Source organism: Thioalkalivibrio sp. ALJ4 (genome assembly GCF_000377225.1).
GTDB lineage: Bacteria > Pseudomonadota > Gammaproteobacteria > Ectothiorhodospirales > Ectothiorhodospiraceae > Thioalkalivibrio.
Window position 1 is genome coordinate 200,496 of the sequence record NZ_KB897918.1, and the last position, 24,568, is coordinate 225,063.

Consider the following 24,568-nt stretch of genomic DNA (forward strand, 5'->3'; position numbering starts at 1 on the left):
GCTCCTTAGGCATGGGCAGGCAGGCGCCAGCGTAGCGGATGCAGGGCGAGCACCACCAGCACGGCCAGCGCCACCCATTCGACGGTGGGCGGTATCCATTCGGTGGCCTTGCCCGGGGTGATCGCGGGGCTCAACCCGCTCATGCCCAGTCCGGCATCCAGTGCCAGCCCGAGCGCCACGGTGCTGGCGCCGATACCCAATAGATAAAGACTCAGGGCCGCGTTGCCGAGTTCCCGCCGGAACACCCCCAGGGTCGCCAGGCTGGTGATCGGGGCGGCCAGCAGGAACACCAGCACGGCGCCAGGAGAAACTCCAGCCGCCAGCAGGGCGACCGCGATGGGGGTGGCCGCGGTCGCACACAGGTACATCGGGATGCCGATCACGGCGAGCAGCAGCATTGCCGGCAGCCCGCTGCCATATTCCGCCAGTGCGGCCGGTGGCACCAGGGCCAGCAGCGCCCCGGCAACGAACAGTCCGATCACCAGCCAGAGACGGATGTCATCCAGCACGTCGCCGAATGCGTAGCGCTGGCCCTCCAGCAGGCGCGTCCATGGGCCCGGCGCCGTGGCGGATGGTGAGCCCCCTCCATCGCAGGAAGCCGCGGTGCAGCAGTCTTGTGACGTCTGCGTATTGTCCGCATGCGCCGCGGGAGCGCGCGTGCGCCCGACCAGCAGGCCCGTGGCGATGGCCGTCACCACGGCGCCGGCGACCCGGGCGACGGTCATCAGGGGGCCGAGCAGGGCATAGCTGATCGCCACCGAGTCGACGCCCACGCCCGGGGTACCGATCAGGAACGCCGTGGTCGGGCCCCGTCCGGCGCCGCCCCGGTGCAGTGCCAGGGCGGTCGGGATCGCCCCGCAGGAGCAAAGCGGCAAGGGTGCCCCGGCAATGGCGGCGCGGGCGGTCGGTGCCAGACCCGTGCCGCCCAGCCAGCGCTGCAGCGCCGCCTCTGGCAGGAAGGCCTTGACCAGTCCGGCCGCGGCCAGGCCCAGCAGCAGCCACGGGGCGGCCGTCAGGGCGAGTTCCAGCGTAGCGCTCAGGATCGCGGCGATCATTGGTCGATCGTCGTCTTGGGACGTCGCCGCTGCAAGAGTCCGCGAGGGCAGCGCCGGATGGTGACTGGCGAGACAGGGGTCGGCAGAGTCCGCTGTGCCCGGCTACACTGCGCCACGGAATCATCCGAAACGGACAAGGAGCGGAATATGGAAGGGTATGCACTGGCCACCGTGGTGCACGTGCTGGCGGTCGTGATCTGGGTTGGCGGGATGTTCTTCGCCTGGATGTTCCTGCGGCCGACGGCGGGACGGCAGCTCGACGACATGGCGCGGCTGCGCCTGTGGGAAGAGGTGTTCCAGCGCTTCTTTCCCTGGGTGTGGGCGGCGGTCGTGGCGCTGCTGATCACCGGCTTCCACATGATCTTCCTGGTGTTTGGCGGCATGGACAGCGTGCATCCCAGTGTGCACACGATGCTGGCGCTGGGCCTCATCATGATGGCGATCTTCGCCCATGTGGTATTCGCCCCGTACCGCCGTATGCGCCAGGCGATCGCGGCCAGTGACACCGCGGAAGGCCTGCGCCGTCTGGGCCAGATCCGCCGGCTGGTGGGTATCAACACCCTGATCGGGCTGGTCACCATCATCGTGGCCTCCGGTGGTCCGCTGATGCCGCAGTAGGGTCATTGCCGGTCGGGCAGTCGGGAGCGGCCGGGGCTCAGCCGGCCGATCACAGGGCCGGGTGCCAGACCAGACGCGGCGTGCCGGGAGGTTCGATTACCACAGCCGCGTTCTGGTCGAACCCGACCATCCAGGTATCCAGCTCGGCGGCGCCCATCCCCAGCACACAGCAGCCGGGTTCGTCGGGCCAGCGGCCGGCCGGGTCCCGGTGGACCGTGGGCCAGCAGCGCCAGCCGGCCTGCGCCAGCTCGCGCTCGAGACGGGCCTGGCGTGCGCGGTTCTCCGGGTCCGGCAGGGGGTCGCTGCGCGGGTTCCATGCGGTCAGCAAGCTGGCCTGCTTCACCCCCTGTGCCTGCACGGCGGCCTCGAGACGCGGATCGCGCTGACCGATGCGCAGGAGCAACGTCTGCCCGGGGGCCTCGATGCAATAGTGCGTGGCAGTGTAGGCCCGGGACAGCGCCGCCCGGGTCTCGGGGTTATCGATGGGTGTCCCGTCCCCTCTTGAGTTTGGCGCCATCCCGGGGCACTCTCGCGTGTGGTCGTGCGGACTCACGATCACACAGGGAGACAGCATGCGCGTCAAGGACTGGACTCAGACCTGCCGGACGGTCGGTGACGATCCGACGATCACGCGGGCGAAGGCACTGGCAGCCGGAAGGTCGGTGGGCTGATCGTGTCCGTCGATCGCCCGCGTGTCCCGGGAATCACCAGCGTGTTTGCGCTGGTGATTCTGCTGGTCGCGGCGATCGCGGTGTTCAGTTGGCTGCGGGTGCAACACCTGCAGCAGGATATCCAGACCCTCACCGAAGAACACATCCAGAGGGTTGATCATGTCCACCGCATGCGCAGCCTGGTGCGCGAGCGTGTGCTGCGCGCATCGCTGGTGGTGAGCGCGGAGGACACCGCCCTGCAGGAGCGCTATCACCGGGAGTTTCGCGACCTCGCGCCCCAGTTCGTGGAGACACTGGCGGCGGCGGAGGCCCAGACCACCGAGACCGCGGAGCGCCAGCGCATGCAGGAATTGCGCGAGCTGACTTCCATCGGCGCCCCGCTTCTGGAAGACATCGTCGATCTCGCCCTGGTCGGGGACCGTAACGAGGCCCTGGGCATGCTGTATGCCGACTTGATGCCGGTGCAGGAAGAAGTCCTGGGTCAGATGGAGCGCATACTGGAGGCTTTCCACCGGGACAATACGCGTGCGATCGAGGTCATGGCGCAACGCCATGAACAAAGCCAGGAATGGATGCTGTGGGCCACCGGTCTGGCGGCGTTGCTGATCATGCTGCTGGGGGCTCGCGTACGCCACCGCCTGCAGCGCAATCACCAGGCACTACAGGACGAGTTGCGCGAGCGCGAACGAGTGGAGGCGCGCCTGCGCGAGACCCAGGGGGGTCTCGAGGCCGCCGTGGCGCGTCGAACGGCGGAGCTCGAGGAGACCACGGCGCGCCTGGAGGAGGCGCAGCGCAGTGCGGGCGCAGGGTTCTGGGACTGGGACATACGCAATGGGCAGCTGAACTGGTCCGCTCATGTGTTCGAGCTGTTCGGGCTGGACCCCGGGTTGGACGAGGCGGGTTTCGAGTCCTACATCCACGCCGTGCACCCGGATGACCGCACCCGCGTGCGCCGGACCATCAACCAGGCCCTTGCCAGCGAAGCGGTCTATCGTGTCGATCACCGGGTCGTGCGGCCGGATGGCGGGGTGCGCCATGTGCGCGTGGAAGGCGAGATCGCCCGTGACGACACCGGCCGCCCCCTGCAGGTCCTGGGGATGGTGCGGGATGTCACCCTGGAAAAGGCCTCGGAGGAGCGCCTGTGGCATCAGGCCCATCATGACTCGCTGACCGGGCTGGCCAATCGCAGTCTCTTTAACGAGCACCTGTGCCATGCGCTGCGCCGTGCCCAGCGCAACAACACGGGGCTGGCCCTGGTGGTCTGCGATCTGGACGGGTTCAAGCCAATCAATGACCGGCTTGGCCATGACGCGGGCGATGTGGTGCTGGTGACGGTGGCCGGGCGTCTGCGCGAGGGGGTGCGCGAGTGCGATGTGGTCGCCCGCATGGGGGGAGACGAGTTCGTGATTCTGCTGGAAAACATGGATGGCCCGGATGCCTTGCTCGGGGTCGGTCTGAAGCTGATCGAACGCTTTGCCGAGCCCATCGAGGTCAACCACGAGGCCGTGCAGGTGGGCTTGAGCATGGGAGCAGCTCTGTACCCGCATGACAGTGCCGACGCGGAAGGTCTGCTGCTGCAGGCGGATCGTGCGATGTATGCGGCCAAGGAGGCCGGGGGCGGCGGGATCGTGTTGTACGAGCAGGTCGATACCAGCCTCGCCAGCCGGTCGAACACACGGCATCGGCGGCGCGGGCCGCTGGGCTGCGGTCTTGGGCTGGAAGCCCCGTAGTCAGCGCTGGGTCAGCTCTGGCGTTGCGCTGCCGGGCTGGAGTTTCGTTCCAGCCAGGCCGGGAACTCGTCTTCCGCGATCGGCTGGCCGTAGAGAAATCCCTGGAAATGCGTGCAACCCAGTGCCAGGAGCCGCTGGCGCTGGGTCTGTTGGGCCACGCCCTCGGCGATCACGCGCAGGCCCATGTTGTGGCCGATATCGAGGATGTTCTCGATGAGCATCTGCTCGCCCTTGTCCACGAGTTCATCGATGAACGACTTGTCGATCTTGAGTTCGTCCAGTGGCAGATCGCGCAGGTAGGCCAGAGACGAATACCCCGTGCCGAAGTCATCCAGTGCCACCTGGACGCCGAACTCGCGCAGCACCCGAAGTTTCCCAATGGCATCGGACAGGTCACGCAGCAGTCCCGACTCGGTCACTTCCAGGGTGATGCGGCTGGGTTCCAGGTCGGCGGCCTGCACGCGCTCCCTGAGCTGCTCGACGAAATCGGGGCGGGCCAGCTGCCAGGGCGAGATATTGATGGCCACGTGGGGCGGAAGCGGCAGACCCCGCGCGCGCCAGTCCCGCAGATTTTCCAGTACATGTTCGACCACCCAGGTCCCGATAGGGTGGATCAGCCCGGTCTCCTCGGCGATCGGGATGAACAGCGCCGGCCCGACCGAGCCCAGCTCGGGGTGTGTCCAGCGCAGCAGCGCCTCGGCACCGATCATGTTCTCCTGGGCATCGAACTGCGGCTGGTAACTCAGGTGCATCTCGTGATTCGCCAGGGCCTGGCGCAGCCCCTCCTCGATCTGCAGCCGTGCACGGGCCTCGTCCTGCAGCGCATGGCGGTAGAACTGCACCCCGCCGCGTCCGGCCCGTTTCGCCTGGTACAGCGCGATGTCGGCATGGCGCAAGGCATCCGATGAGGTCTGCCCCGCGTCCGGGAACAGCACGCAGCCCAGGCTGGCGCCGACACTGAAGGTGCGCTCTCCCACCACGATCGGGTGCTGCAGGGCATCCAGCAGCCGTTGGGCCGCGTCGTTGACCGTCGCCTCGATCGCCTGGCGCGATGCGCGCCGGGGATGGATCAGGGTGGCGAACTCGTCCCCGCCCAGGCGCACCACCAGGGCCTGGGCGGGCGCGTTCTGTCGCAGGCGGTCGGCGACCGCGGCCAGCACGGTGTCACCGACCGCGTGCCCCAGGGCATCGTTGATCGTCTTGAAATGGTCCAGGTCGATCAGGATCAGGCCGCCTTGTTGATCCCCGTGCTGAGCCCGCTCAAGGTCTCGTGTCAGGGCGTCATGCAGCTGGGTGCGGTTGGCCAGCCCGGTCAGTGGATCGTGGTAGGCGAGCTGGCGGATGTGTTCTTCGCCCTCCAGTCGCTCGAGTTCAGCAGCCGCTCGGTCGGCAAAGATCTCGAGGATGCCGGCCGCCTGTTCGGTTTCGTCCAGCGGGTAACGATTGATGATGGCGATGTGCCCGAGCTCGCGCCCCTGGCTGTCGAGCATGGGGGTGCCGAGGTAACTGCGTGCCCCCATCTCGCCCAGGAGATGGTCATGCGGGAACAGCTCCTGGACGCGGTCCGGGTAGACGCACATGCCGCGGGAGAGCACTTCGTCGCAGGGGGTGCTGGCCAGGGCATAGCGGATGTTGTCCACCAGTTCGCCGTCCTGGCAAAGCGCGGCGGTTTCAATGTGCCCGGGCGTGTCCGGGACGTTCACGCCCGCCAGGGCGTAGTCGGCACGAAAGACCTCGCGCAGCCGCAACACCAGATTCTCGAAGAAGCTCTGGCGGTTGTCGGCGCGAAAGCCCTGGGCGATCACGCGCAGGGCCTCTTCGCTTCGCCGCGCGAGCGTGATGTCTTCCTGCATCACGACGATGTCCTGCACCTCGTCGCGGTGGTTCTTCAGGGGATAGACGCAGCCCTTCAGCCAGTGGTTGCCCGCCTGTTTGGCCGCGGGGTCGGAGCTCGCGTGATACGCGAACGGGCCGACGAGCTGCCGCTCGCCCAGCGCGGCGGCGCGGATCGCGTCGGTGATGCGTCCGTCGATAGTGTCTGGGAGATGCAGCACGCTGGAGTCTTGCACGCGCTTGCCCTTGCGGCCGTGCATCGCCTCCCAGGCCGCGTTGACCTGGCGCACCCGGCCCTCGGGCGTGAGGACCTCCACGGCCATCGGAGCCTGGTGCACCAGGTCGCGAAAGCGGTGCTCGGATTCGCGGATGCGCTCCTGAGTCTCCCGGTGCAGCACCAGGCTCATCACCAGGATCATGCCCAGATAACCGAACACCCCCAGTGGAACGGACTCGGTGATGCCGAGGCGTACCAGTGCGCCCTGGACGGTGGCCGCGAGGAAGACAATGATCGCTGCGAAAAGGATCAGCGGGCCGCTGCCTCCTTCACGGCGCCACTGCCGCAGCAGTGCCCAAAGGGCGAAGCCGAACACCAGCAGCAAGCCCGCCAGAGCCAGCAGGAACCAAGGGCTCGGCGGCCCCATCCCAAGCGACAGTGTTTCGCCCCAGGGCATGGCGACTGTACGTAGCTCGGAAATCTCGCTCAATTGCAGCCCGTACGGTTGGCGCGTGTTCGCGATCCAGACGGCGAGCATTAGCACGCCCAGGACTGCGAGCAGGCCGCGTGCCGGGGTCTCGGTATAGCGGGCGATGAAGGCCGCGAACAGCACATACAGCGGCGCAATCAGGGCGTAGTACACCTTGATTGGGCCAGCATAGGCCTCGATGGACGTCGCCTGGTAGGTCAGGGCAATGCTGATCGCGGCGCCCGTCATCAACAGGCACATCGCGGCGAACAGCAGGTGTTCCACGCGGCGCAGGCTGTGGGCCGCATGCAGGAGGTGGCTGGCTGTGGCGTACACACACAGCCCGGCGAGCAGGTAGAGCGCTGCGATCAGTGGACCATTCACCATCGACCCCCTGAAATGGCGGAAATCCCTTTCTCTGTGTTCGAGTTAAGCACAAGCAGCGTCGGGTTGCGCGCGCTGGGGCATCTAGAGGTACGGCGTCAGCAGGCGGGCGGCGCCATCGCGCAGGCGGGCGGGGAGGGTGCGCGCGTGGACATCTTCCAGGCTCAGCGCGTGGGAGCGCGAGCGCAGATCCTCGGCCCAGTCGGCCAGCTGTTGCCCCAGGTCGCGGTCCACGCATTCCAGGTTGCACTCGAAGTTGAGGCGCAGGCTGCGCGGGTCCCAGTTGGCCGATCCCACCAGGGCCCATTCCCCGTCGACGAGCATCAGCTTGGAGTGATTGAACGGGGGCGGCGTCAACCAGATGCGGCAGCCGCGGGTCAGGAGTTCGCCGTGCAGCGGCCGGGCGGCCCACTCGACCAGGCGCAGGTTGTTGCGTTCCGGCAGCAGTAGATCGACCTCGATGCCGCGCAGGGCCGCGGCCTTGAGCGCCCCCAGCAGTTCCAGGTCAGGCAGGAAGTAGGGCGTGACCACGGTAACGTGCTCGCGCGCCTCCGCGATCGCGGCCAACAGGGTGAACTTGAGCACCTCGAAGTCTTCATCGGGGCCGTCCGGCAGGGCGCGGCACAACTGGGCACCTGCCAGGCGCGTCTCCTCCGGGAACCAGGGCGGGCCTTCCAGCGCCTCCTGCGTGCTGAATTGCCAGTCTTCCGCGAACACCCGCTGCAACTGCAGACAGATCGGACCGCGGACCTCGAAGTGCAGGTCCTGAATCGGGTGTGGGCCCGGGTCGCTCGCGCTGTGGCCGCGACGGATATTCATGCCCCCGGTAAAGCCGTGCTCGCCATCCACCAGCAGCATCTTGCGGTGATTGCGCAGATTGAATGCCGCGAGCGTCCGCGGCAGGTGGTGTACGGGCATGAAGGCGGCGGCCGGGATGCCGGCCCGCTTGAGGAAGCGCAGGGTGTTGCGGCGGCTGTAGCGGGCACCGATCCCATCGATCAGGACGCGCACCTCGACGCCGCGGTCGCGGGCGGCGTTCAGGTGGCGCACGAATCGCTGCCCGACCACGTCGTAGTCAAAGATATAGGTCGCCAGGGTGATGCTGCGGGACGCGCGGTCGATTGCCTCGAGCATCGCCGCATAGGCCTGGTCCCCATCGGTCAGCGGTCGGACCGAATTGCCGGCGCTGGCGCGAAACGGCGCGAGCCGGTCGCCACAGCCCAGCAGGCGACTCCAGCGGGGCGGAATGCCCGGGCCGTCGGCGTCGCGCGCCGCGGGGTCGACCAGCAGATGGCCCTCGCGCAGGGCGTGGGCGCGGCGGCGGATGCGGTTGACCCCGAACATCCAGTACAGGATCGAGCCCCCCACCGGCAGCAGTACGATCAGCCCGACCCAGGCGATCACGGTCCCGGTCTCGCGGCGCTGGAGCAATGCGTGCATCACACTGGCGGCGGCCAGTGCAAAGGCGGCGACGGCAGTGATACTGGCAATCCAGCCGGTACCCAGCACGGCATTCTCCCCGGGAATGGAATGGTGGCGGTGTGATCGCTACAGTACGCGGGCCGGGCGAGCGGTAAAAGGCCGCCATGGTGATCCATTCGCCCTTCGAGAGAGCCGATGACCGATATCGAGACCCCCAGCCTGTTCGCCAACAGTGGCGAGCAGCTGCCGCTGAAGGACTTCACCGAGAAGGCGTACCTGGACTACTCCATGTACGTGATCCTGGACCGTGCGCTACCGCACATCGGCGATGGGCTCAAGCCCGTGCAGCGCCGCATCATCTACGCGATGAGCGAGCTGGGGCTCTCGGCCACGGCCAAATACAAGAAGTCCGCGCGCACCATAGGTGACGTCCTCGGCAAGTTCCATCCGCACGGCGACTCGGCCTGCTATGAGGCGATGGTGCTGATGGCGCAGCCCTTCTCCTACCGCTACCCGTTCGTCGACGGGCAGGGCAACTGGGGCTCGCCGGACGATCCCAAGTCCTTCGCCGCGATGCGTTACACCGAATCGCGCCTGTCGCGCTATGCGCAGCTGCTGCTCTCGGAGCTGGGGCAGGGCACGGTGGACTGGGTGCCGAACTTCGACGGCGCGCTGGACGAGCCGAAGGTGCTGCCGGCCCGGCTGCCGAACGTGTTGCTAAACGGTGGCTCCGGGATCGCCGTGGGCATGGCCACCGACATCCCGCCGCACAACCTGCGCGAGGTGGCTGCGGCCTGCGTGCATCTGCTGGAGCACCCGAAGGCGACTGTCGCGGAGCTGTGCGAGCATCTGCCGGCGCCGGACTTTCCCACCGAGGCCGAGATCATCTCCCCGCCCGCCGAGCTGAGCCGGGTCTACGAGACCGGCCAGGGCTCGATCCGCGCGCGGGCGCGCTATGAACGCGAAGGTGACGACATCGTGGTGACCGCGCTGCCGCATCAGGTCTCCGGGGCCAAGCTGCTGGAGCAGATCGCCAGCCAGATCCGCGCGAAGAAGCTGCCGATGGTCGAGGACCTGCGAGACGAGTCCGACCACGAGCACCCGACCCGCCTGGTGATTACCCCGCGCTCGAACCGCGTCGATGTCGAGGCGCTGATGGCGCATCTGTTCGCGACCACGGACCTGGAAAAGACCTACCGCGTGAACATGAATGTGATCGGCCTCGACGGCCGTCCGCAGGTGCGCGACCTGGCCGGGCTGCTGGGCGAATGGCTGACCTTCCGCATCGAGACTGTGCGCCGGCGCCTGCAATGGCGCCTGGAAAAGGTGCAGGCGCGGCTGCATGTGCTGGAAGGCCTGCTGATCGCCTATCTCAATATCGACGAGGTGATCGCGATCATCCGCGAGTACGACCAGCCGAAGCCCGAGCTGATGAGCCGCTTTGGCCTGTCCGACATCCAGGCCGAGGCGATCCTGGAGCTGAAGCTGCGCCACCTGGCCAAGCTCGAGGAGATGAAGATCCGCGGCGAGCAGGACGAACTGGCCAAGGAGCGCGATCAGCTGGAGAAGACCCTTGGGTCCGAGCGTCGCCTGCGCACCCAGGTGCGCCGCGAGATCGAGAAGGACGCCGCGGACTACGGCGACGAGCGCCGCTCGCCGCTGGTCCAGCGCGCTGCCGCGCAGGCACTGGACGAGTCCGCGCTGGTGCCCACCGAGCCGCTGACCATTGTGCTGTCGGAGAAGGGCTGGGCACGCGCGGCCAAGGGTCACGACGTGGATGCCCAGGGACTCAGCTACAAGGCCGGGGATGCCTTCCAGGCCGCGGTCACCGGGCGCAGCAACCAGCCGGTCGCGTTCATCGACTCCACCGGCCGCACCTATACCATCCCCGCCCACACCCTGCCGTCCGCGCGCGGGCAGGGCGAGCCGCTGTCCGGCCGTGTGAACCCGCCGGAGGGCGCGCGCTTTGTCGGCCTGGCCACCGGAGCGGAGGAAGATCGCTGGCTGCTGGGTTCGGATCACGGCTACGGCTTCGTCGCGAAGCTGGGTGATCTGCTGGGCCGGCAGAAGGCGGGCAAGAACGTGCTGACCGTGCCTGACGGGGCCGCCGTGCTGCAGCCGGCCTCGGTGCGCAACCCGCACGAGGATCACATCGCCGTCGTCACCACGCGTGGCTACCTGCTGCTGTTCCCGGCTACCGAGCTGCCGGAACTGGCGCGCGGCAAGGGCAACAAGCTGATTGGCATCCCGTCCGCCGCCCTCAAGGACGGCTCCGAGCGGGTGCTCGGCGTGGCCGTGCTGGGCCCGCAGGACACCCTGGTCGTGCATGCCGGCAAGCGCTTCAAGGCGCTGGCCCCGACGGAGTGGGCGGAGTACGTGGGCGAGCGCGCCCGGCGCGGGCGCCAGCTGCCGCGCGGCTACCAGAACGCCGATCGCCTGGAAGTGCGCAGCGCCTGATTGGCAAGCGTGGCCGTCTACCGCCAAGCGCGGGGGAGCGGCTGGATGTCAGGCGCAGGCTCGGCCCAGCAGACCGCTTGCGTCCGTCTCGGCGAGCGGGCGGTGGTAGAGGTATCCTTGGCCAATCGGGCATCCGAGCTTCGCCAGGTGTCGTGCGTCGGCCTCGGTCTCGATGCCCTCGGCGACGGTGGTCAGGCCGAACCCGCGCCCCACCGACAGGATGGCGCGGGCCAGAGTGTCCATGCTCGGGTTCGCGGATACGCCGTCTATCAGGCTGCGGTCGATCTTGATGGCCGTAACCGGCAGGCGACGCAGGTACGCCAGCGATGAGTAGCCGGTACCGAAGTCATCAATCGCGATCGATACCCCGAGGGCCCTAAGGGCCCGAAGTTCCTCTACTGCCGCGTCCACGTCGTGCATTACCGCAGTCTCGGTAATCTCGATCTCCAGTGCGCTGCCGTTCAGGCCGTTGGCCTTCAGCGCGCTTTCCACTGCATCCACCAGCGATCTGCCGGATCGGGTCAGGGCGGCGAATTGCTGGGTGGAGACATTGACCGCGATCGGCGGGCAGTGCCCGCTGGCCTCGCGCCAGCGGCGGGCGGCGGCCAGTGCCTCGTGCAGGGCCCATTCTCCCAGCTCGGCGATACGCCCGGTGTTCTCCGCCAGCGGGATGAACTCCGCCGGCGAGATGAGCCCAAGACGCGGATGCTCCCAGCGCATCAGGGCCTCGAACCCGACCAGGCAGCCGCTGGCGAGCTCGATCTTTGGCTGGTAAAGCAGGTGGAACTGGTCTTGCTCGCGGGCGACCGTCAGACCGTATTCCAGTTGGTGGCGTCGGCGTGCAGCCTGCTCCAGTACGGGGTCGAAGCTGAGCCACTCGCTCCCGCGGCGTTCGCCCTTGGCCAGGGTCAGCGAGACCCGGCGGATCAGTTCCTCAGTGTCGCGACCATGATCGGGGGCCCGGACGTGTCCGGCGGAGGCACTGGGGGTGATCTCGTAGCGCCCCAGGCGCAGGTGCGCCATCGAGGCATCCAGGCAGTCCTGCAGGGTGCTGGTGGCAATGCTCTCGCTGCTGGCCACGGCGAGCAGCAATGTGGAACTGCCCCAGATGCCGCACAGTACTCGCCCCGGGGTCTGATCTTCCAGGGCCAGGCGCAGCCGCTGGCCGATCTCGCGCAGCATCAGGTCGGCCGCGGCATAGCCCTCAAGACGTTCCACTGCCTCGTGACCACGGACGTGCACCATGACCAGGTCCAGGGCGCTGCCGGTCTCGATGGTCCCGTCAATGAAACGCAGCAGTGAATGCCGGTTTGGCAGGCCGGTAGCCGGGTCGTGGTGGGCCAGGTGTTCGAGGTCCTGTTCGGTGCGTTGCAGGGTGCGCACACGGTCGGCCAGGCTGCGCGACAGGTCTTCGGCGCGATCGTGGGCGGCGTTGTGCAGCGCCCGGACCCGCAGGAGATTGTCGATCCGCTGCACCACCTCGGTGGTGTTGAACGGCTTGGTAATGAAATCCAGCGCCCCGGCGGCGAGGGCCTGTTCCCGGGTCTGGGGGTCGATCTGCGCGGTCAGGACGATGACCGGCAGCCAGTCGCCCTCCGCCAGGTCGCCGTTCAGTTGGCGCATCACCTCGTGGCCGTCGATGCCGGGCATGCGGATGTCCAGCAGCAACAGGTCGAAGGGTTCTTCGCGCCAGCGCTCCACCGCGCGTTCCCCGCTGGTTTCGCTGGCGATATCCCGGAACCCGGCCCCCTCGAGGATGGCCCCAAGCAGATCCACGTTCATCCGGTTGTCGTCCACGATCAGAATGCGGGCATCGCGGGGGCTGTCAGCGGGTGTAATCATCGGCGTCCGTGCGATCCGCGCGAGGTTCGAGCAGTGGGTCGAGGGCCGCGAGGAACCGCGCTATATCCAAGGGTTTCGTGAAGTAAGTCACAAAATCCGGGTTTTGGTTCCCGTCATCGACGGCCTCACGCGTGGCATCGGCACTCAGGGCGATGATCGGGACCTCCCGGGTCTCCGGACGCGCGCGCAGGAGGCGGGCGGCCGCGGTCCCGCTCATCCCGGGCAGGTGGATGTCCATGATCACCAGATCCGGGGGGTTCTCCCGGGCGAGCATCAGGCCCTCCTCAGCGCTTCCCGCCGTCTGTAGTTCGATCCCGTCGCGAAGCGCCAGGATCTCTTGCATCAGGCTGACATTGGCTGGATTGTCCTCGACATACAGCACCCGCCGGCACAAGTCCGTTCTCGGTGCATCGTCGAGCGACCGGGTTGTGTGTTCCTGGGTCGCTGGACGCTCGGCGGCGCTGGTCATGGGCAGGGTGAAGAAGAATTCCGTGCCTTCGCCCTCCTGGCTTCGGTATTCGAGTTCGCCACACATGTGTCGCACCAGCTCCCGAGTGATGACCAGTCCGATTCCGGAGCCCTGGATGGCGCCGGTCTCGTGCCCGAGGCGGCTGAAGGGCCGGAACAGTTCGGCGCGGCGGTCTTCGGGGATCCCCAGGCCGGTGTCCCGGACACGGAATTCCACGCGTCCGTCGGGCATGGGGGTCACGTGGACGCGCACGATGCCCTCGTCGCGGTTGTACTTGATCGCATTGCTGAACAGGTTCAGCAGTACCTGCTTGAGCCGTGTGCGGTCGGCCTGTACGGCGGGCAGGGCGGGTTCCGGAGGCGGAAAGTCCAGCTGGATGCCCCGTTCGCTGGCCGCGCCCTCGATCATGCCGCGGCACTCCGCGAGGGTCATGGCGGGATCCGTAGGCTCCAGTGACAACGCGATTTGCCCTGCCTCGATGCGGGACAGGTCCAGGATGTCATTGATAAGGGCCAGAAGGTGGTGTCCGCTGCGCTCGATGTGCTCGACCTGGCGCTGCTGGCGCTCGGGCAGTGGGTGGGCCCGGTCGGCCCGCATCAGCTGGGAGAACCCCAGGATGGAGTTCAGTGGGGTGCGCAGCTCGTGGGACATGTTTGAGAGAAACTCGGACTTGGCACGATTGGCCCGTTCGGCCTCCGCCAGTTCGCGGCGCTGGCTCTCGCGCAGGTCGGTGAGGTCCGTGACGATACCGATGTAGTGGGGCTGCTCTTCGATTCGAACCTCGCTGACCGCGAGCTGCATCGGAAAGGTGGAACCGTCGCGGCGCAGCCCTTCGACCTCGCGCCCGCTGCCGATCACCCGCGCTTGCCCCGTTTCGCGGTAGTGACGCAGGTAGTCGTCGTGTTCGTGGGCCCAGCGTGACGGCATCAGCATGGATACGTTGTGCCCGAGGACTTGATCCGCCGGGTAATCGAACAGTCGTTCGGCCGCCGAATTGAACTGCTCGATATGGCCAGTGTGGTCGATCTGGATGATGCCGGCCGCGGCCGTTTCGAGTACGGCGGCGAGACGCTGGCCCTGAGCATCCAGTGCGCTGCGGCTGTGCCCCAGGTCGCGGCGCGCGAGGTACTCGCGCAGCAACGAGGTGGCGATTTCGCCGAATTCGCGCAGATCCGTCGCCTCCTCTGAACGGAAGCGGCGTGGTTGCGTGTCGATGATGCACAGATTGCCGACTGCAAGCCCGGGCTCGGGTGTCAGCGGGATCCCGGCGTAGAAGCGGATGCCGGGCTCGTCGAGGACCAGCGGGTTGTCGGTAAAACGCGGGTCTGCGGTGGCATCCTCGATGATCAGCAGTTCATCCGGCCGGGCCAGAGCGTGTGCACAAAAGGAGATGCTGCGCTCCGTGCCGGCCCCGAGCGGACCCTGTGGCGCGATGAAGCACTGGCATTGCTCGTCGACCAGCGTGACCGTGGCCATGGGGACGTCGAAGTGGCGCGCGACGAGCCGCGTCAGCGGCCGAAACAGGTCGTGGTCGCTGGTTTCCAGGGGCAGGCGGTGCACTGCCTCCAGACGTGCCTGCTCGTTTTCGGGCAAGGGTGCGGAGGGCATCGGCCGGGACCGTAGGAATGGCCTGGCAGTATGCGGGAAGAATGGCGTTGATGGGAGGGGGCCGGCAGGGTTGGGGGCTGGGAACCGCAGCGCCGGAATGTGGTCCTTAAGGAAATACTGATGAATATACACGCTCGCTGCTTCGTCGCTTTTGCGTGCGAACAAGGCGCGGTAACTGCCGTGCAGTCATTCTGCACAAAGGAGGCGCAACGCCGCTGTTCCCACGCTTCGGGGTTGGCACCCCAGGTTCCCCGATCCTGCGTTGCGCCGCTTGCGGGTAGAACCACTACCCGTTGCACGACGCGCCTTGTCTCGGAAAACCTGGGGTACCAACGCGAGCGTGTATATTCATCAGTGTTTCCTTAAAGCGGCGCGGTATCCCGCCGGTGGTGATGAAATACCGCCGGCGAGCCTTGAATTCCGGCGCGTGGCAACCATTTAATACGCATCCACCGATTCCGACTGATGGGGTACAGGAAGGCTTCATGAAACGTATTGCGCTGTTTCTGGCGACAAACTTCGCCATCATCATCGTGCTCAGTATCACCCTGCGCCTGCTGGGTGTGGAGCGCATTCTCGACGAGGAGGGGGTCCACCTCGACCTCAATGCGCTTCTGATCTTTGCCGCGGTGTTCGGCTTTGGCGGGTCCTTTATCTCGCTGGCCATCTCCAAGTGGATGGCCAAGAAGACCATGAAGGTCCACGTCATCGACAAGCCGCGCAATGCCACCGAGCAGTGGTTGCTGGAGACCGTTCAGCGCCAGGCCCGTGAGGCCGGGATCGGCATGCCGGAGGTGGGCATCTATGACTCGCCGGACCCGAATGCCTTCGCCACTGGCATGAGCAAGAACAATGCGCTGGTTGCGGTCAGCACCGGGCTGATGCAAAGCATGGGTCAGGGCGAGGTCGAGGCGGTGCTGGGCCACGAGGTCGGGCACGTGGCCAACGGCGACATGGTCACGCTGGCGCTGATCCAGGGCGTGGTGAATACCTTCGTGATCTTCCTGGCGCGTGTGGCTGGGCATTTCGTCGACCGCGTGGTTTTCAAGAACGAGTCCGGTCATGGCCCGGCGTTCTGGATTACCACCATCGTGACGGAGATCATCCTGGCGATCCTGGCCTCGATCATCGTCATGTGGTTCTCGCGCCAGCGCGAGTTCCGGGCCGACGAGGCGGGAGCGAAGCTGGCCGGACGCGAAAAAATGATCGGTGCACTGGAGTCGCTGGCGCGCGCCTCCGGGCGCCAGGTGGACATGCCCGATCAGATGGCGGCCTTTGGCATTCGCGGGGGCATGGCCCAGGGGCTGAAGAAGCTGTTCATGAGCCACCCGCCGATCGAGGAGCGCATCGCGTCGCTGCGTGCGAACAGCTGATTCACCTCCAGCACCAGGGGCAGGAACGCGGAAGGCCGCCGACAGGGCGGCCTTCTTCGTTGGGAGGCTGGTTACTCGTAGGATGCGTTGAGCGCAGCGAGACGCATCAATAATAGCGTCCGCGCCCGGGCTGACCGCCAGCAGCGAGAGCGGCATCGCCCACAAAAGGGTTGCTGCGGCGCTCTTCCCCGAACGTCGACTCCGGGCCGTGGCCGGGCACAAAGCGCACATCGTCGCCCAGCGGCCAGAGGCGCCGGGTGATGGATTCGATCAGTTGCGGCCCGTTGCCGCGCGGGAAGTCGCTGCGGCCGATGGCGCCATGGAACAGGACATCGCCCACCAGGGCGAGGCGGCTCTCGCGGTCGAAGAACACGATATGACCCGGGGTGTGCCCCGGGCAGTGCAGCACCTCGAGCGTGACCTCGCCCAGCGGCAGATTCTCGCCGTCGTGCAGCCAGCGATCCGGAACCAGCGCAGGCATCTCGGGAAAACCGAACATCTGGCACTGCATCGGCAGCTGATCGAGCCAGAAGGCATCTTCAACCTGAGGGCCCAGGATCGGGATATTGCAGCGGCGCGCCATCTCGGCGGCGGCCCCGACATGATCGAGGTGGCCATGGGTCAGCAGGATGCAGTCCAGCCGGACATCCTGCCGTCGTGCGATCTCGATCAGCGTGTCGGCCTCGGCGCCGGGGTCCACCCAGGCGGCGGCGCGGGTCTGGTCGCACCAGATCAAGGTGGCGTTCTGCGCGAGTGCGGTAACGGGGTGGCTCAGGTGCTGGAGCATATGGGCTGTGAAGATCGGTGACGAGAACGCGGATTGTGCCCGTTTTTGATTCGTGACGGGAATTCGGGAATAGAACGCGCGCGCCTGCGTCTTAAAGGGTGTGCAGATCTTTAGAAAAAGCGGTCGAGCGGAGCAGCCCAAGAGTACGACCCCCTGCGTACGAGGCTGCTTGACAAGAAGATCGCTATATTAGAAGATTTGCATATGCTGATTGCTACCCCCCCTGGTAGCGTCAGCAGACTCCTCCATCCTCCTTTGGTGGTTTTCTTGGCGCGGGCTTCGACCCGCGCTTTTTTTTGCCCGGAATTCGCATCCCGACAAAGCCCTGCCTAACATGACGGCGATGTCCGGATCCCCGAACGCCTGATGCCCACACGTCTGAACAGTCTGCGCAATGCGGTGTTGCTGTTTGTCCTGCTGCCCCTGTTGCTGGTGGTCGGCGGCACGGTGACGCTCGGGCTGCAGGAGTTCCAGACGCAGATGGAAAATCGCATGCAGGCCGATATCGAGCTGGTTGCGCGTTCCATTCGCCTGCCTGTGGCCACCGCGATGATTGACCAGGACGTGACCACGGTGCAGCAGTCGCTGGACTCGTTGTTCCAGATCGACCAGGTGTTCGGCGTCTACGTCTACGACGCCCAGGGCGACATGGTCGCCACCAGCGGGCCGCCCAGCCCCACCATTCGCCACCCGGGCGAGGCCCAGGCGATCAGCGAGACGGGCAGCCTTGGCGCCTTCGACGAACATCAGGGGCGCGAGGTCTTCTCGTTCTTCCTGCCACTGTCGGATTCCGCCGGGCGGATCGTCGGCCTGTTGCAGGTGACGCGTGACGTCTCGCCGTTCCGGGCCTATGTGTCGCAGCTGCGCTGGCAGGGGGGCATGGTGATGCTGGCGGTCAGCGTGCTGTTCTTGCTGGTGGTCCTGATTGGTCACCATCGAGCGGTCGGGCGTCATGTGGCGCGCCTGATCGGTGCCATGCGAGATATTGGCGACGGGCAGCGGGGGCTGCGCGCCCCGGAGAAGGGACCCTGGGAACTGCGCCGTCTGGCGATCACGATGAACGGGATGCTGGAGCGCCGCGAGGCCTCAGAGGCGGCATTGCAGGCGCAGCGCGAGGAGCAGGCACGGCTCGAGGAAAAGCTGCGCCACTCGGAAAAGCTGGCTGCCATTGGTCAACTGGCGGCCGGGGTCGCGCATGAGCTGGGGACACCTCTGGGTATTATCGCCGGCCGGGCCCAGCGTGCCGCGCGGCGCTTGCCCGCGGACGACCCCGCGCACAAGGAGATGAAGGAGCTGCAGGCGGAGCTCGAGCGCGTGGAGACCATCGTCCGCCAGCTCCTGGATTTCGCGCGCCGGAATCCGTTGCAGCAGCGCCCGCTGGAGCTGCAGGGCCTGGTCCGCGAGATCGTGGCGCGCGTACAGGAACGTGGCAAAGGGCGCGAACAGGTGCGCTTTGATCTGGATGGCGGGGCGTTGACGGTGGCGGCGGACCGGTTGCGTCTGGGGCAGGCGCTGGAGAATCTGATCGACAACGCTGCGCAGGCTGCTGCCGAATGTGTGCGGGTGAGTTGGCGCTGCCAGGGCGACACGCTCGAATGTGTGATTGCGGACGATGCCCCGCGCGCGGGGCGCGGAATCTCCGATGAGCAGGCTGAGCGCCTGTTCGAGCCCTTTTTTACGACCAAGCCGACGGGCGAGGGGACCGGCCTGGGGCTGGCGGTCGCACAAGTGGCGCTGGAGGACCATGGTGGCCAGGTAAGGCTGGATCGCAACGATCCGCAGCTCACGCGTTTTGTGGTCACGCTCCCGCTCGCGTCCGGCGCCTGTCGCGACAGGCAATCGGAACCGTCCGGGGCGGAGTCGGTCCAGGACGGGCACGCAACAGGTGGAGGAGCGGAATGAGCGTGGCCCGGGGTGACGAGCTGAACAATCGCGTGCTGGTCGTCGAAGACGACCGGGGCCATCGCGAGCTCCTGGCCGAAGAGCTGGCCGAAGTGGGCTACGCGGTCACTGCGGTGGAGACGGCCGAGGAGGCCGAGCAGGTCCTGCGGCAGCAAACGGTTTCCCTGGTGGTCAGCGATCTGCGGCTGCCCGGTGCCGATGGCTTCCATGTGCTGGAGGTGGCGCGCGACACGGTGCCGGTGCCCGGGTTCATCATGCTCACGGGCTTCGGCACGATCGATCAGGCCGTGACGGCGCTGAAGGCGGGTGCGGACGACTTCCTGACCAAGCCCGTCGATCTGGAGCATCTGCGTCTGGCGGCCGAACGGGTGGCCGAGGCCCGCCGCCTTCGGGCCGAGGTACGCCAGTATCGCGAGGTCCTTGCGGGCGACGAGAGCTTTCATGGCATGCAGGGCAAGAGCCCGGCGATGCTCAAGCTGCATGACCTGATCCGTCGGATCGCCGCGGCCGATGGCAGCGTACTCATCACCGGCGAATCGGGGACGGGCAAGGAGCTGGTGGCCCGCGCGCTGCATGCGGAGAGTGCCCGCGCCGATGGCCCATTCATCGCGCTGAACTGTGCGGGCATCCCGGAGACCTTGCTGGAGTCGGAGTTGTTGGGGCATGTCGCCGGGGCGTTCAGTGGCGCCAAGGGCTCGCGGCGTGGCCTGTTTACCGAGGCCGACGGCGGCACACTGTTCCTCGACGAGATCGCCGAGATGCCGGTGGCCATGCAGAGCAAGCTGCTGCGTTTGCTGCAGGACGGGCGTGTCCGGCCGGTGGGTTCCAACGAGGAGATCGAGACGGACGTGCGCATTGTGGCCGCCACCCACCAGGATCTGCAGGAGCGTATTCGTCACGAGCAGTTCCGCGAGGACCTCTATTACCGTCTCGAGACCTTTCGTATCGAGATCCCGCCCCTGCGCGATCGCGGTGATGACATCGAGCGCCTGGCGCAGCAGTTCCTGCGCGAGCAGGCGCTGGCGCGCGGGCTGCCCGTGCGCGAACTCAGCCCGGAGGCCATGCGTGCCCTGCTGCGCTACGGCTTCCCCGGGAACGTCCGCGAACTGGCCAGCCTGATGGAACGCGCGGCGACGCTCGCATCCGGGGAGGTGATCGAGCTACGCGATCTGCCCGAGCGTGTGCGCCAGTCCGGGGCCGCTAGCGGCTCGGGTGAATCGTCCGGGAATGTCTCTGGAGCCGACCTGCCGATACCGGGCGCCGGTGATGACAGCCACTGGCCCAGCCTCGCCGAGGTGGAGCAGGCCTATCTGCATCGGGTCCTGGAGCATGTCGAGGGCAACAAGCAGCGCGCCGCGCGTATCCTGGGGATCGGCCGCAAGACGCTTTATCGCAAGCTGGGCGAGAGCGAGTCGGATTCGTGACCGGCGTTATCTGCTGCGCACCGCGCCTGGTCTCGGAAAACCTGGGGTACCAACGCGAGTGTGTACATTAATCAGTGTTTCCCGAGTGCCTCTGCTCGGCGCCTCTCCACCGTTCACGGTCGGCTCTAACGTGACCCTTTTCACCCCTCCCAGCCCCTGATGGGCCGTACTGACCCGGGTCGCCCTGACCCATGTGTCGTTTTGACCCGCATCTCATTGTGATCCAGGCCCACCTGCAGGCCCTTTGGGTATTCGTAAAGCATTGATTATTAGTTTGTTGTTCTTTTTGGGTCGTTTTTGGCACGGCTTCTGCTAATTCCTTGGGTGCAGTCAACCGAAAGCCAATCGAGCCGTTCCGTTGACTGTGCTGAAACCTTAAATGAAGGAGAGAAGCACAATGTCGACTTTTCGTAAATCTGCTCTAGCAATCGCGATGAGTTCCCTTTTTGCCCTCGGTGGTCTGAGCGCCGCCCAAGCCATGGGCGAAGGTGCCGAGGCGCCGGATGAAGAAGAGGCGCAGGAAGAACAGGGTGGTATGCCGCCCCAGATGATGGTCCAGGCGGGTGAGCCTGCCGCGCCGCCGGCCGATGATGACGACGAGGATCGTGAGGGTGGTGGCATGCCTCCGCAAATGGCCCAGGCCGGTGAGCCGGCTGCTCCGCCCGCGGATGACGACGAGGACGAGGGCAACGGCGGTATGCCTCCGCAGATGACTCAGGCTGGTGAGCCGGCTGCCCCGCCCGCGGACGATGATGATGACGACCGCGAAGGCGGTATGCCGCAGATGGCCCAGGCGGGCGGCGCTGAAGCCCCGGCTGGCGATGATGACGACGACGAAGACGACGCCCCGGATTGGTAAGGGGCTAACGGGCAAGCCGGGCAGTGTTCGTCTGCCCGGCCCCCATCTCTGAGGCAGGAGCCTCGAGTTTTTTCACCCAGAGGAAGAGGTAGACATTATGAGCTTTCGCAAGACCGCACTCGCATTTGCTTTGACTTCCATGTTCGCGATCGGTGGCGTGGCGACCGCGCAGACCGGCGACATGGGTGGTGGTGCCCAGGGTGGCGCCGAAGGTGCCCCGCCGCAGGGTGGTGCCGAAGGTGGTGCTCCGCCGCAGGGTGGCCAGCCGCCGGAAGGTGGTGCCCAGGGTGGTCAGCCGCCTGAAGGTGGCGCTCCGCCGGAAGGTGGTGCTGCTGGTGCGCCGCCCGCTCAGCAGGCCCCTGAAGTGGACCTGAGCGAAGAAGATATCGACACGTTCGTGGGTGCCTTTGTGGCCGTCCAGGAAGTGCGCGAAGACTTCGCCAACCGCCTGCAGGAAGCCGAGGATGAAACCGAGGCCCAGTCCATGCAGCAGGAAGCCCAGGACGAAATGGTCAGCGCTGTTGAAGACGCCGGCATGTCCGTCGAGGAATACAACGAAGTGGCCATGGCTCTGCAGAACGATCCCGAGTTGATGCAGGAAGTCCAGGAGCGCGCCGAAGCGGAGATGTAATCCATCCCCGCTCCGGACCCCGGGCCTCGCGCCCGGGTCCAGAAAGGGCCGGCCTTCGTGCCGGCCTTTTTATTGTTTTCTATTACGGGATATCTCATGGGTGTGATCGCGCACAGGTTCTCGTGGGGCGTGCAGATTAATCCGCGCGCCGCTTGAATCAGACGCCGGGAAGCGCTATTCTTGCGCGCTTTCTGAATCGCCCCGACATCGGAGCATCAAGACATGAGCACCATCAGCGCCAAGCCGGCTGAAGTCGAACGCGACTGGTTCCTGGTCGACGCCGCGGACAAGACCCTGGGCCGCCTCGCCACGGAAATCGCGCGTCGCCTGCGCGGGAAGCACAAGCCCGTCTACACGCCGCACGTGGACACTGGCGATTACATCGTCGTGATCAACGCGGAAAAAATTCGCGTGTCCGGCAACAAGGCCAGCGACAAAATGTACTTCCGCCATACCGGCTACCCGGGTGGTATCAAGGAAGCCAATTTCAACCAGATGATTGACCGTCATCCGGAGAAGGTGCTCGAGCTCGCCGTGAAGGGCATGCTGCCGCGCAACCCGCTGGGCCGCGCCATGTTCAAGAAGCTCAAGGTGTACTCCGGTACCGAGCATCGCCACACCGCGCAGCAGCCGCAGCCGCTCGACATCTGACGGCTAAACAGCAAGGGAAATCGATCCGTATGGCTACCAATCAATACTACGGCACTGGCCGTCGCAAGACCTCCTCGGCCCGCGTGTTCCTGCGCCCGGGTACGGGCAACATCACGGTCAACGACAAGCCGCTGGACGAGTTCTTCGGCCGTCAGACCTCGCGCATGGTCGTGCGTCAGCCGCTGGAGGCCACCGAGTCCACCGAGAACTTCGACGTGATCGCGACCGTGGAAGGCGGAGGCGGCAACGGCCAGGCCGGGGCCATTCGTCTGGGCATCGCTCGTGCGCTGGTGCAGTACAACGAAGAGATGCGCCCGTCGCTGCGTCGTGGGGGTCATCTGACCCGTGACGCCCGCGAGGTCGAGCGCAAGAAGGTCGGCCTTCGCAAGGCTCGCCGCGCGACCCAGTACTCGAAGCGCTAAACCGCGCTCGAGTGCCGGCGCGTACGGCACCCGGTTTACTGGGGGATCGTCTAGCGGTAGGACTACGGACTCTGACTCCGTCAACCCAGGTTCGAATCCTGGTCCCCCAGCCATCCATAGAGAAGGGCCCCCTCGCGGGGCCCTTTTCTATGGATATTTGAGCGAGTCCGGGGTTCGAACCTGGAAGGTTCGGCGCAGCGAAGCGGAGCACTGCACGCGCGCTGCGCGTGCAGCCCCGAAGGGGTGAGGCGGCGTAGCCGCCGAATCATCCTGGTCCCCCAGCCATCCCCGCCTGGAGCCGCTATCGGCCCTTGCGGGTCGAGCATGGCGATGCGGCGATCTCTGCCGCTGGCTTTCCCTCCCCGCGTCCCAAACTCGCTACACTCCCCTGATCGGCGCCCCGCCACCCGCATCCAGCGGGAATTCTTGCGGCCCCTCTGCGTCGAACCCTTCAGGAATGGCGCGAACGTCGACTCGATGTGCGCCAGACAAAACCAAAAAAACAGGAGAGGAGAGAGTCCATGTCGGTACCTGACAACCCCTACGAGCCGGTCAGCGTCGATACCACCGCCCACGAGGTCGAGGGCGCGGATACCTGGTACATGATCGGGATATCCGGAATCCCGGACCCGGACAACGAGGGGCATACCTCGAACGCCGGCTTTGTGGTGACGGACGAGGGTGTGGTGGTCTACGACGCCCTGGGGACGCCGCCGCTCGGGTTCGAGATGATCCGGCGGATCAAGGAGGTAACGGATCAGCCGATCAAGTACGTGATTGCCGGGCATTACCACGCGGATCACATCTATGGCCTGCAGGCCTTCGCCGATCACACGGACGCGAAGATCATCGGCCAGTCGCGCGCGCAGGACTATCTTGACAGCCCCGGGGCCTCCGCACGGCTCGAGCAGCGCCGAGGTGTGCTGGCTCCCTGGGTCGACGAGGACACCCAGATCATCCCGCCGGACGAGTTCTTCGATGACGAGTACGTGATCAAGCTGGGCGGCAAGACGTTTCGTTGCGTGCACGCAGGCCCGGCCCATTCGCCGGATGACATCATCATGGTGGTGGAGGAGACCGGCGTGGTCTTTGCCGGCGATATCGTGTTCGACGGCCGCATCCCGTTCATGGGTGATGACGCGCTGGACTCGGAAAACTGGGTCAAACGTCTGGAAGAACTGATGGAGATGGACCTGAAGTTCCTGGTCCCGGGGCATGGCGACGCCACCGACGAGGCAGCTCGCGCGGTGAAGTTCACCCGTGACTATATCGCGTATCTGCGTGAACACATGGGCGCGGCAGTCGAGAATATGGATTCCTTCGACGAGGCCTATGCGGCGATGGACTGGTCCGACTATGAGGACCTGCCGGCCTTCGAGCAGACCAATCGCAGCAACGCCAATGCCGTTTATCTGGAGATGGAAGAAAAACTCTTCTGATCTCGATCACTCGCGGTATGCCGGGCCGTCGAGCCCGGCAAAGGAGCATCCGCATGACGCTGCATATTGACCCCGGCCTGCTGACGGCCATCCTCTCGCTGGGTGCGGGCATCCTGATTCTGGTTTGGCCCCGGCTGCTGAACTATATCGTGGCGATCTACCTGATCGTAATCGGTGCGGTGGGGCTGCTGACCTACCTGTAACGCCGGGTAACCAGAAGCCGGGTACCGAACGGCGCGGGGATCGGCAGGTACTTTGGTGCCCAAAAGCATGGACGAAGAGTGCGACTTCGTGCGCATCCCGCA

At 66.2% G+C, this 24,568-nt stretch carries 19 protein-coding genes and 1 tRNA gene; 13 read left to right on the top strand and 7 right to left on the bottom strand.

Going from position 1 to position 24,568, the window contains the following annotated elements:
- Window positions 1-5 precede the first annotated feature (5 nt).
- Entirely contained in the window at window positions 6-1,055 is a 1,050-nt protein-coding gene (locus C936_RS15120; RefSeq protein WP_018174621.1) for an SO_0444 family Cu/Zn efflux transporter, read from the bottom strand.
- 147 nt (window positions 1,056-1,202) lie between these two features.
- On the opposite strand from C936_RS15120, the gene C936_RS0107150 reads away from it, so the two are divergent.
- A complete protein-coding gene (locus C936_RS0107150; protein ID WP_018174622.1) occupies window positions 1,203-1,673 on the top strand; it encodes a CopD family protein in 471 nt (156 codons plus the stop codon).
- A 49-nt stretch (window positions 1,674-1,722) separates the two neighbouring features.
- Here C936_RS0107150 and C936_RS0107155 read toward each other — a convergent pair whose 3' ends face one another.
- Window positions 1,723-2,190 carry a DUF3293 domain-containing protein gene (locus C936_RS0107155; RefSeq protein ID WP_231362976.1) on the bottom strand — a complete coding sequence of 156 codons (468 nt, stop codon included), beginning with the start codon at window positions 2,188-2,190 and terminating at the stop codon, window positions 1,723-1,725.
- Between the two features lie 156 nt (window positions 2,191-2,346).
- On the opposite strand from C936_RS0107155, the gene C936_RS0107160 reads away from it, so the two are divergent.
- The gene (locus C936_RS0107160) at window positions 2,347-4,074 is read left to right on the top strand and encodes a diguanylate cyclase domain-containing protein (protein WP_018138559.1); all 1,728 of its coding nucleotides are present in this window, start codon (window positions 2,347-2,349) and stop codon (window positions 4,072-4,074) included.
- A gap of 11 nt (window positions 4,075-4,085) precedes the next feature.
- On the opposite strand, the gene C936_RS0107165 is transcribed toward C936_RS0107160, so the two are convergent.
- Both C936_RS0107165 and C936_RS0107170 read right to left on the bottom strand, forming a co-directional pair.
- Window positions 4,086-6,980 carry an EAL domain-containing protein gene (locus tag C936_RS0107165; protein ID WP_018174624.1) on the bottom strand — a complete coding sequence of 965 codons (2,895 nt, stop codon included), beginning with the start codon at window positions 6,978-6,980 and terminating at the stop codon, window positions 4,086-4,088.
- Between the two features lie 81 nt (window positions 6,981-7,061).
- Entirely contained in the window at window positions 7,062-8,486 is a 1,425-nt protein-coding gene (locus C936_RS0107170) for a phospholipase D-like domain-containing protein (RefSeq protein ID WP_018174625.1), read from the bottom strand.
- 108 nt (window positions 8,487-8,594) lie between these two features.
- Here C936_RS0107170 and parC point away from each other — a divergent pair, with 108 nt between their 5' ends.
- Window positions 8,595-10,856, top strand: coding sequence for a DNA topoisomerase IV subunit A (gene parC / locus C936_RS0107175; protein ID WP_018649054.1), 2,262 nt, complete (start codon window positions 8,595-8,597; stop codon window positions 10,854-10,856).
- A gap of 48 nt (window positions 10,857-10,904) precedes the next feature.
- Here parC and C936_RS0107180 read toward each other — a convergent pair whose 3' ends face one another.
- Both C936_RS0107180 and C936_RS0107185 read right to left on the bottom strand, forming a co-directional pair.
- On the bottom strand, window positions 10,905-12,698 hold the full coding sequence (locus C936_RS0107180) for a bifunctional diguanylate cyclase/phosphodiesterase (protein ID WP_018174627.1): 1,794 nt from the start codon (window positions 12,696-12,698) through the stop codon (window positions 10,905-10,907).
- On the bottom strand, window positions 12,682-14,775 hold the full coding sequence (locus tag C936_RS0107185; RefSeq protein WP_018174628.1) for an ATP-binding protein: 2,094 nt from the start codon (window positions 14,773-14,775) through the stop codon (window positions 12,682-12,684). The genes C936_RS0107180 and C936_RS0107185 overlap by 17 nt, the downstream gene beginning before the upstream one ends.
- A 485-nt stretch (window positions 14,776-15,260) precedes the next feature.
- On the opposite strand from C936_RS0107185, the gene htpX reads away from it, so the two are divergent.
- On the top strand, window positions 15,261-16,148 hold the full coding sequence (gene htpX, locus C936_RS0107190; RefSeq protein WP_018174629.1) for a protease HtpX: 888 nt from the start codon (window positions 15,261-15,263) through the stop codon (window positions 16,146-16,148).
- Window positions 16,149-16,254: 106 nt separating this feature from the next.
- Here htpX and C936_RS0107195 read toward each other — a convergent pair whose 3' ends face one another.
- Window positions 16,255-16,935 carry an MBL fold metallo-hydrolase gene (locus tag C936_RS0107195; RefSeq protein ID WP_018174630.1) on the bottom strand — a complete coding sequence of 227 codons (681 nt, stop codon included), beginning with the start codon at window positions 16,933-16,935 and terminating at the stop codon, window positions 16,255-16,257.
- A gap of 366 nt (window positions 16,936-17,301) precedes the next feature.
- Between C936_RS0107195 and C936_RS0107200 the strand changes: the two genes are divergently transcribed.
- The 9 genes from C936_RS0107200 to C936_RS14595 all read left to right on the top strand — a co-directional run bounded on the left by C936_RS0107200 (window position 17,302) and on the right by C936_RS14595 (window position 24,466).
- Entirely contained in the window at window positions 17,302-18,837 is a 1,536-nt protein-coding gene (locus C936_RS0107200) for an ATP-binding protein (protein ID WP_018174631.1), read from the top strand.
- Window positions 18,834-20,261, top strand: coding sequence for a sigma-54 dependent transcriptional regulator (locus tag C936_RS0107205; protein WP_018174632.1), 1,428 nt, complete (start codon window positions 18,834-18,836; stop codon window positions 20,259-20,261). The genes C936_RS0107200 and C936_RS0107205 overlap by 4 nt, the downstream gene beginning before the upstream one ends.
- 397 nt (window positions 20,262-20,658) lie before the next feature.
- Window positions 20,659-21,120, top strand: coding sequence for a hypothetical protein (locus C936_RS0107210; RefSeq protein WP_018174633.1), 462 nt, complete (start codon window positions 20,659-20,661; stop codon window positions 21,118-21,120).
- Window positions 21,121-21,217: 97 nt separating this feature from the next.
- Window positions 21,218-21,751: a DUF4168 domain-containing protein gene (locus C936_RS0107215; protein ID WP_018174634.1), complete on the top strand. Its 534-nt coding sequence runs from the start codon at window positions 21,218-21,220 to the stop codon at window positions 21,749-21,751.
- A 222-nt stretch (window positions 21,752-21,973) separates the two neighbouring features.
- Complete coding sequence (rplM, locus tag C936_RS0107220; RefSeq protein WP_018138548.1) at window positions 21,974-22,402, top strand: 50S ribosomal protein L13; 429 nt, start codon at window positions 21,974-21,976, stop codon at window positions 22,400-22,402.
- A 29-nt stretch (window positions 22,403-22,431) separates the two neighbouring features.
- Window positions 22,432-22,824, top strand: coding sequence for a 30S ribosomal protein S9 (gene rpsI, locus C936_RS0107225; protein ID WP_018138547.1), 393 nt, complete (start codon window positions 22,432-22,434; stop codon window positions 22,822-22,824).
- A gap of 39 nt (window positions 22,825-22,863) precedes the next feature.
- A tRNA-Gln gene (locus C936_RS0107230) sits at window positions 22,864-22,937 on the top strand.
- Between the two features lie 408 nt (window positions 22,938-23,345).
- A complete protein-coding gene (locus C936_RS0107235) occupies window positions 23,346-24,263 on the top strand; it encodes an MBL fold metallo-hydrolase (RefSeq protein ID WP_018138816.1) in 918 nt (305 codons plus the stop codon).
- A 53-nt stretch (window positions 24,264-24,316) separates the two neighbouring features.
- Window positions 24,317-24,466, top strand: a complete 150-nt coding sequence (locus C936_RS14595; RefSeq protein ID WP_018138815.1) for a DUF3096 domain-containing protein — start codon at window positions 24,317-24,319, stop codon at window positions 24,464-24,466.
- Window positions 24,467-24,568: the final 102 nt, after the last annotated feature.

Coding starts and splice junctions, on each gene's coding strand:
- rpsI (WP_018138547.1), top strand. CDS start 22,432: ATGGCTACCAATCAATACTACGGCACTGGCCGTCGCAAGACCTCCTCG.
- rplM (WP_018138548.1), top strand. CDS start 21,974: ATGAGCACCATCAGCGCCAAGCCGGCTGAAGTCGAACGCGACTGGTTC.
- htpX (WP_018174629.1), top strand. CDS start 15,261: ATGAAACGTATTGCGCTGTTTCTGGCGACAAACTTCGCCATCATCATC.
- C936_RS0107195 (WP_018174630.1), bottom strand. CDS start 16,935: ATGCTCCAGCACCTGAGCCACCCCGTTACCGCACTCGCGCAGAACGCC.
- C936_RS0107165 (WP_018174624.1), bottom strand. CDS start 6,980: ATGGTGAATGGTCCACTGATCGCAGCGCTCTACCTGCTCGCCGGGCTG.
- C936_RS14595 (WP_018138815.1), top strand. CDS start 24,317: ATGACGCTGCATATTGACCCCGGCCTGCTGACGGCCATCCTCTCGCTG.
- parC (WP_018649054.1), top strand. CDS start 8,595: ATGACCGATATCGAGACCCCCAGCCTGTTCGCCAACAGTGGCGAGCAG.
- C936_RS0107215 (WP_018174634.1), top strand. CDS start 21,218: ATGAGCTTTCGCAAGACCGCACTCGCATTTGCTTTGACTTCCATGTTC.
- C936_RS0107150 (WP_018174622.1), top strand. CDS start 1,203: ATGGAAGGGTATGCACTGGCCACCGTGGTGCACGTGCTGGCGGTCGTG.
- C936_RS0107210 (WP_018174633.1), top strand. CDS start 20,659: ATGTCGACTTTTCGTAAATCTGCTCTAGCAATCGCGATGAGTTCCCTT.
- C936_RS0107235 (WP_018138816.1), top strand. CDS start 23,346: ATGTCGGTACCTGACAACCCCTACGAGCCGGTCAGCGTCGATACCACC.
- C936_RS0107180 (WP_018174627.1), bottom strand. CDS start 12,698: ATGATTACACCCGCTGACAGCCCCCGCGATGCCCGCATTCTGATCGTG.
- C936_RS15120 (WP_018174621.1), bottom strand. CDS start 1,055: ATGATCGCCGCGATCCTGAGCGCTACGCTGGAACTCGCCCTGACGGCC.
- C936_RS0107155 (WP_231362976.1), bottom strand. CDS start 2,190: ATGGCGCCAAACTCAAGAGGGGACGGGACACCCATCGATAACCCCGAG.
- C936_RS0107200 (WP_018174631.1), top strand. CDS start 17,302: ATGCCCACACGTCTGAACAGTCTGCGCAATGCGGTGTTGCTGTTTGTC.
- C936_RS0107185 (WP_018174628.1), bottom strand. CDS start 14,775: ATGCCCTCCGCACCCTTGCCCGAAAACGAGCAGGCACGTCTGGAGGCA.
- C936_RS0107205 (WP_018174632.1), top strand. CDS start 18,834: ATGAGCGTGGCCCGGGGTGACGAGCTGAACAATCGCGTGCTGGTCGTC.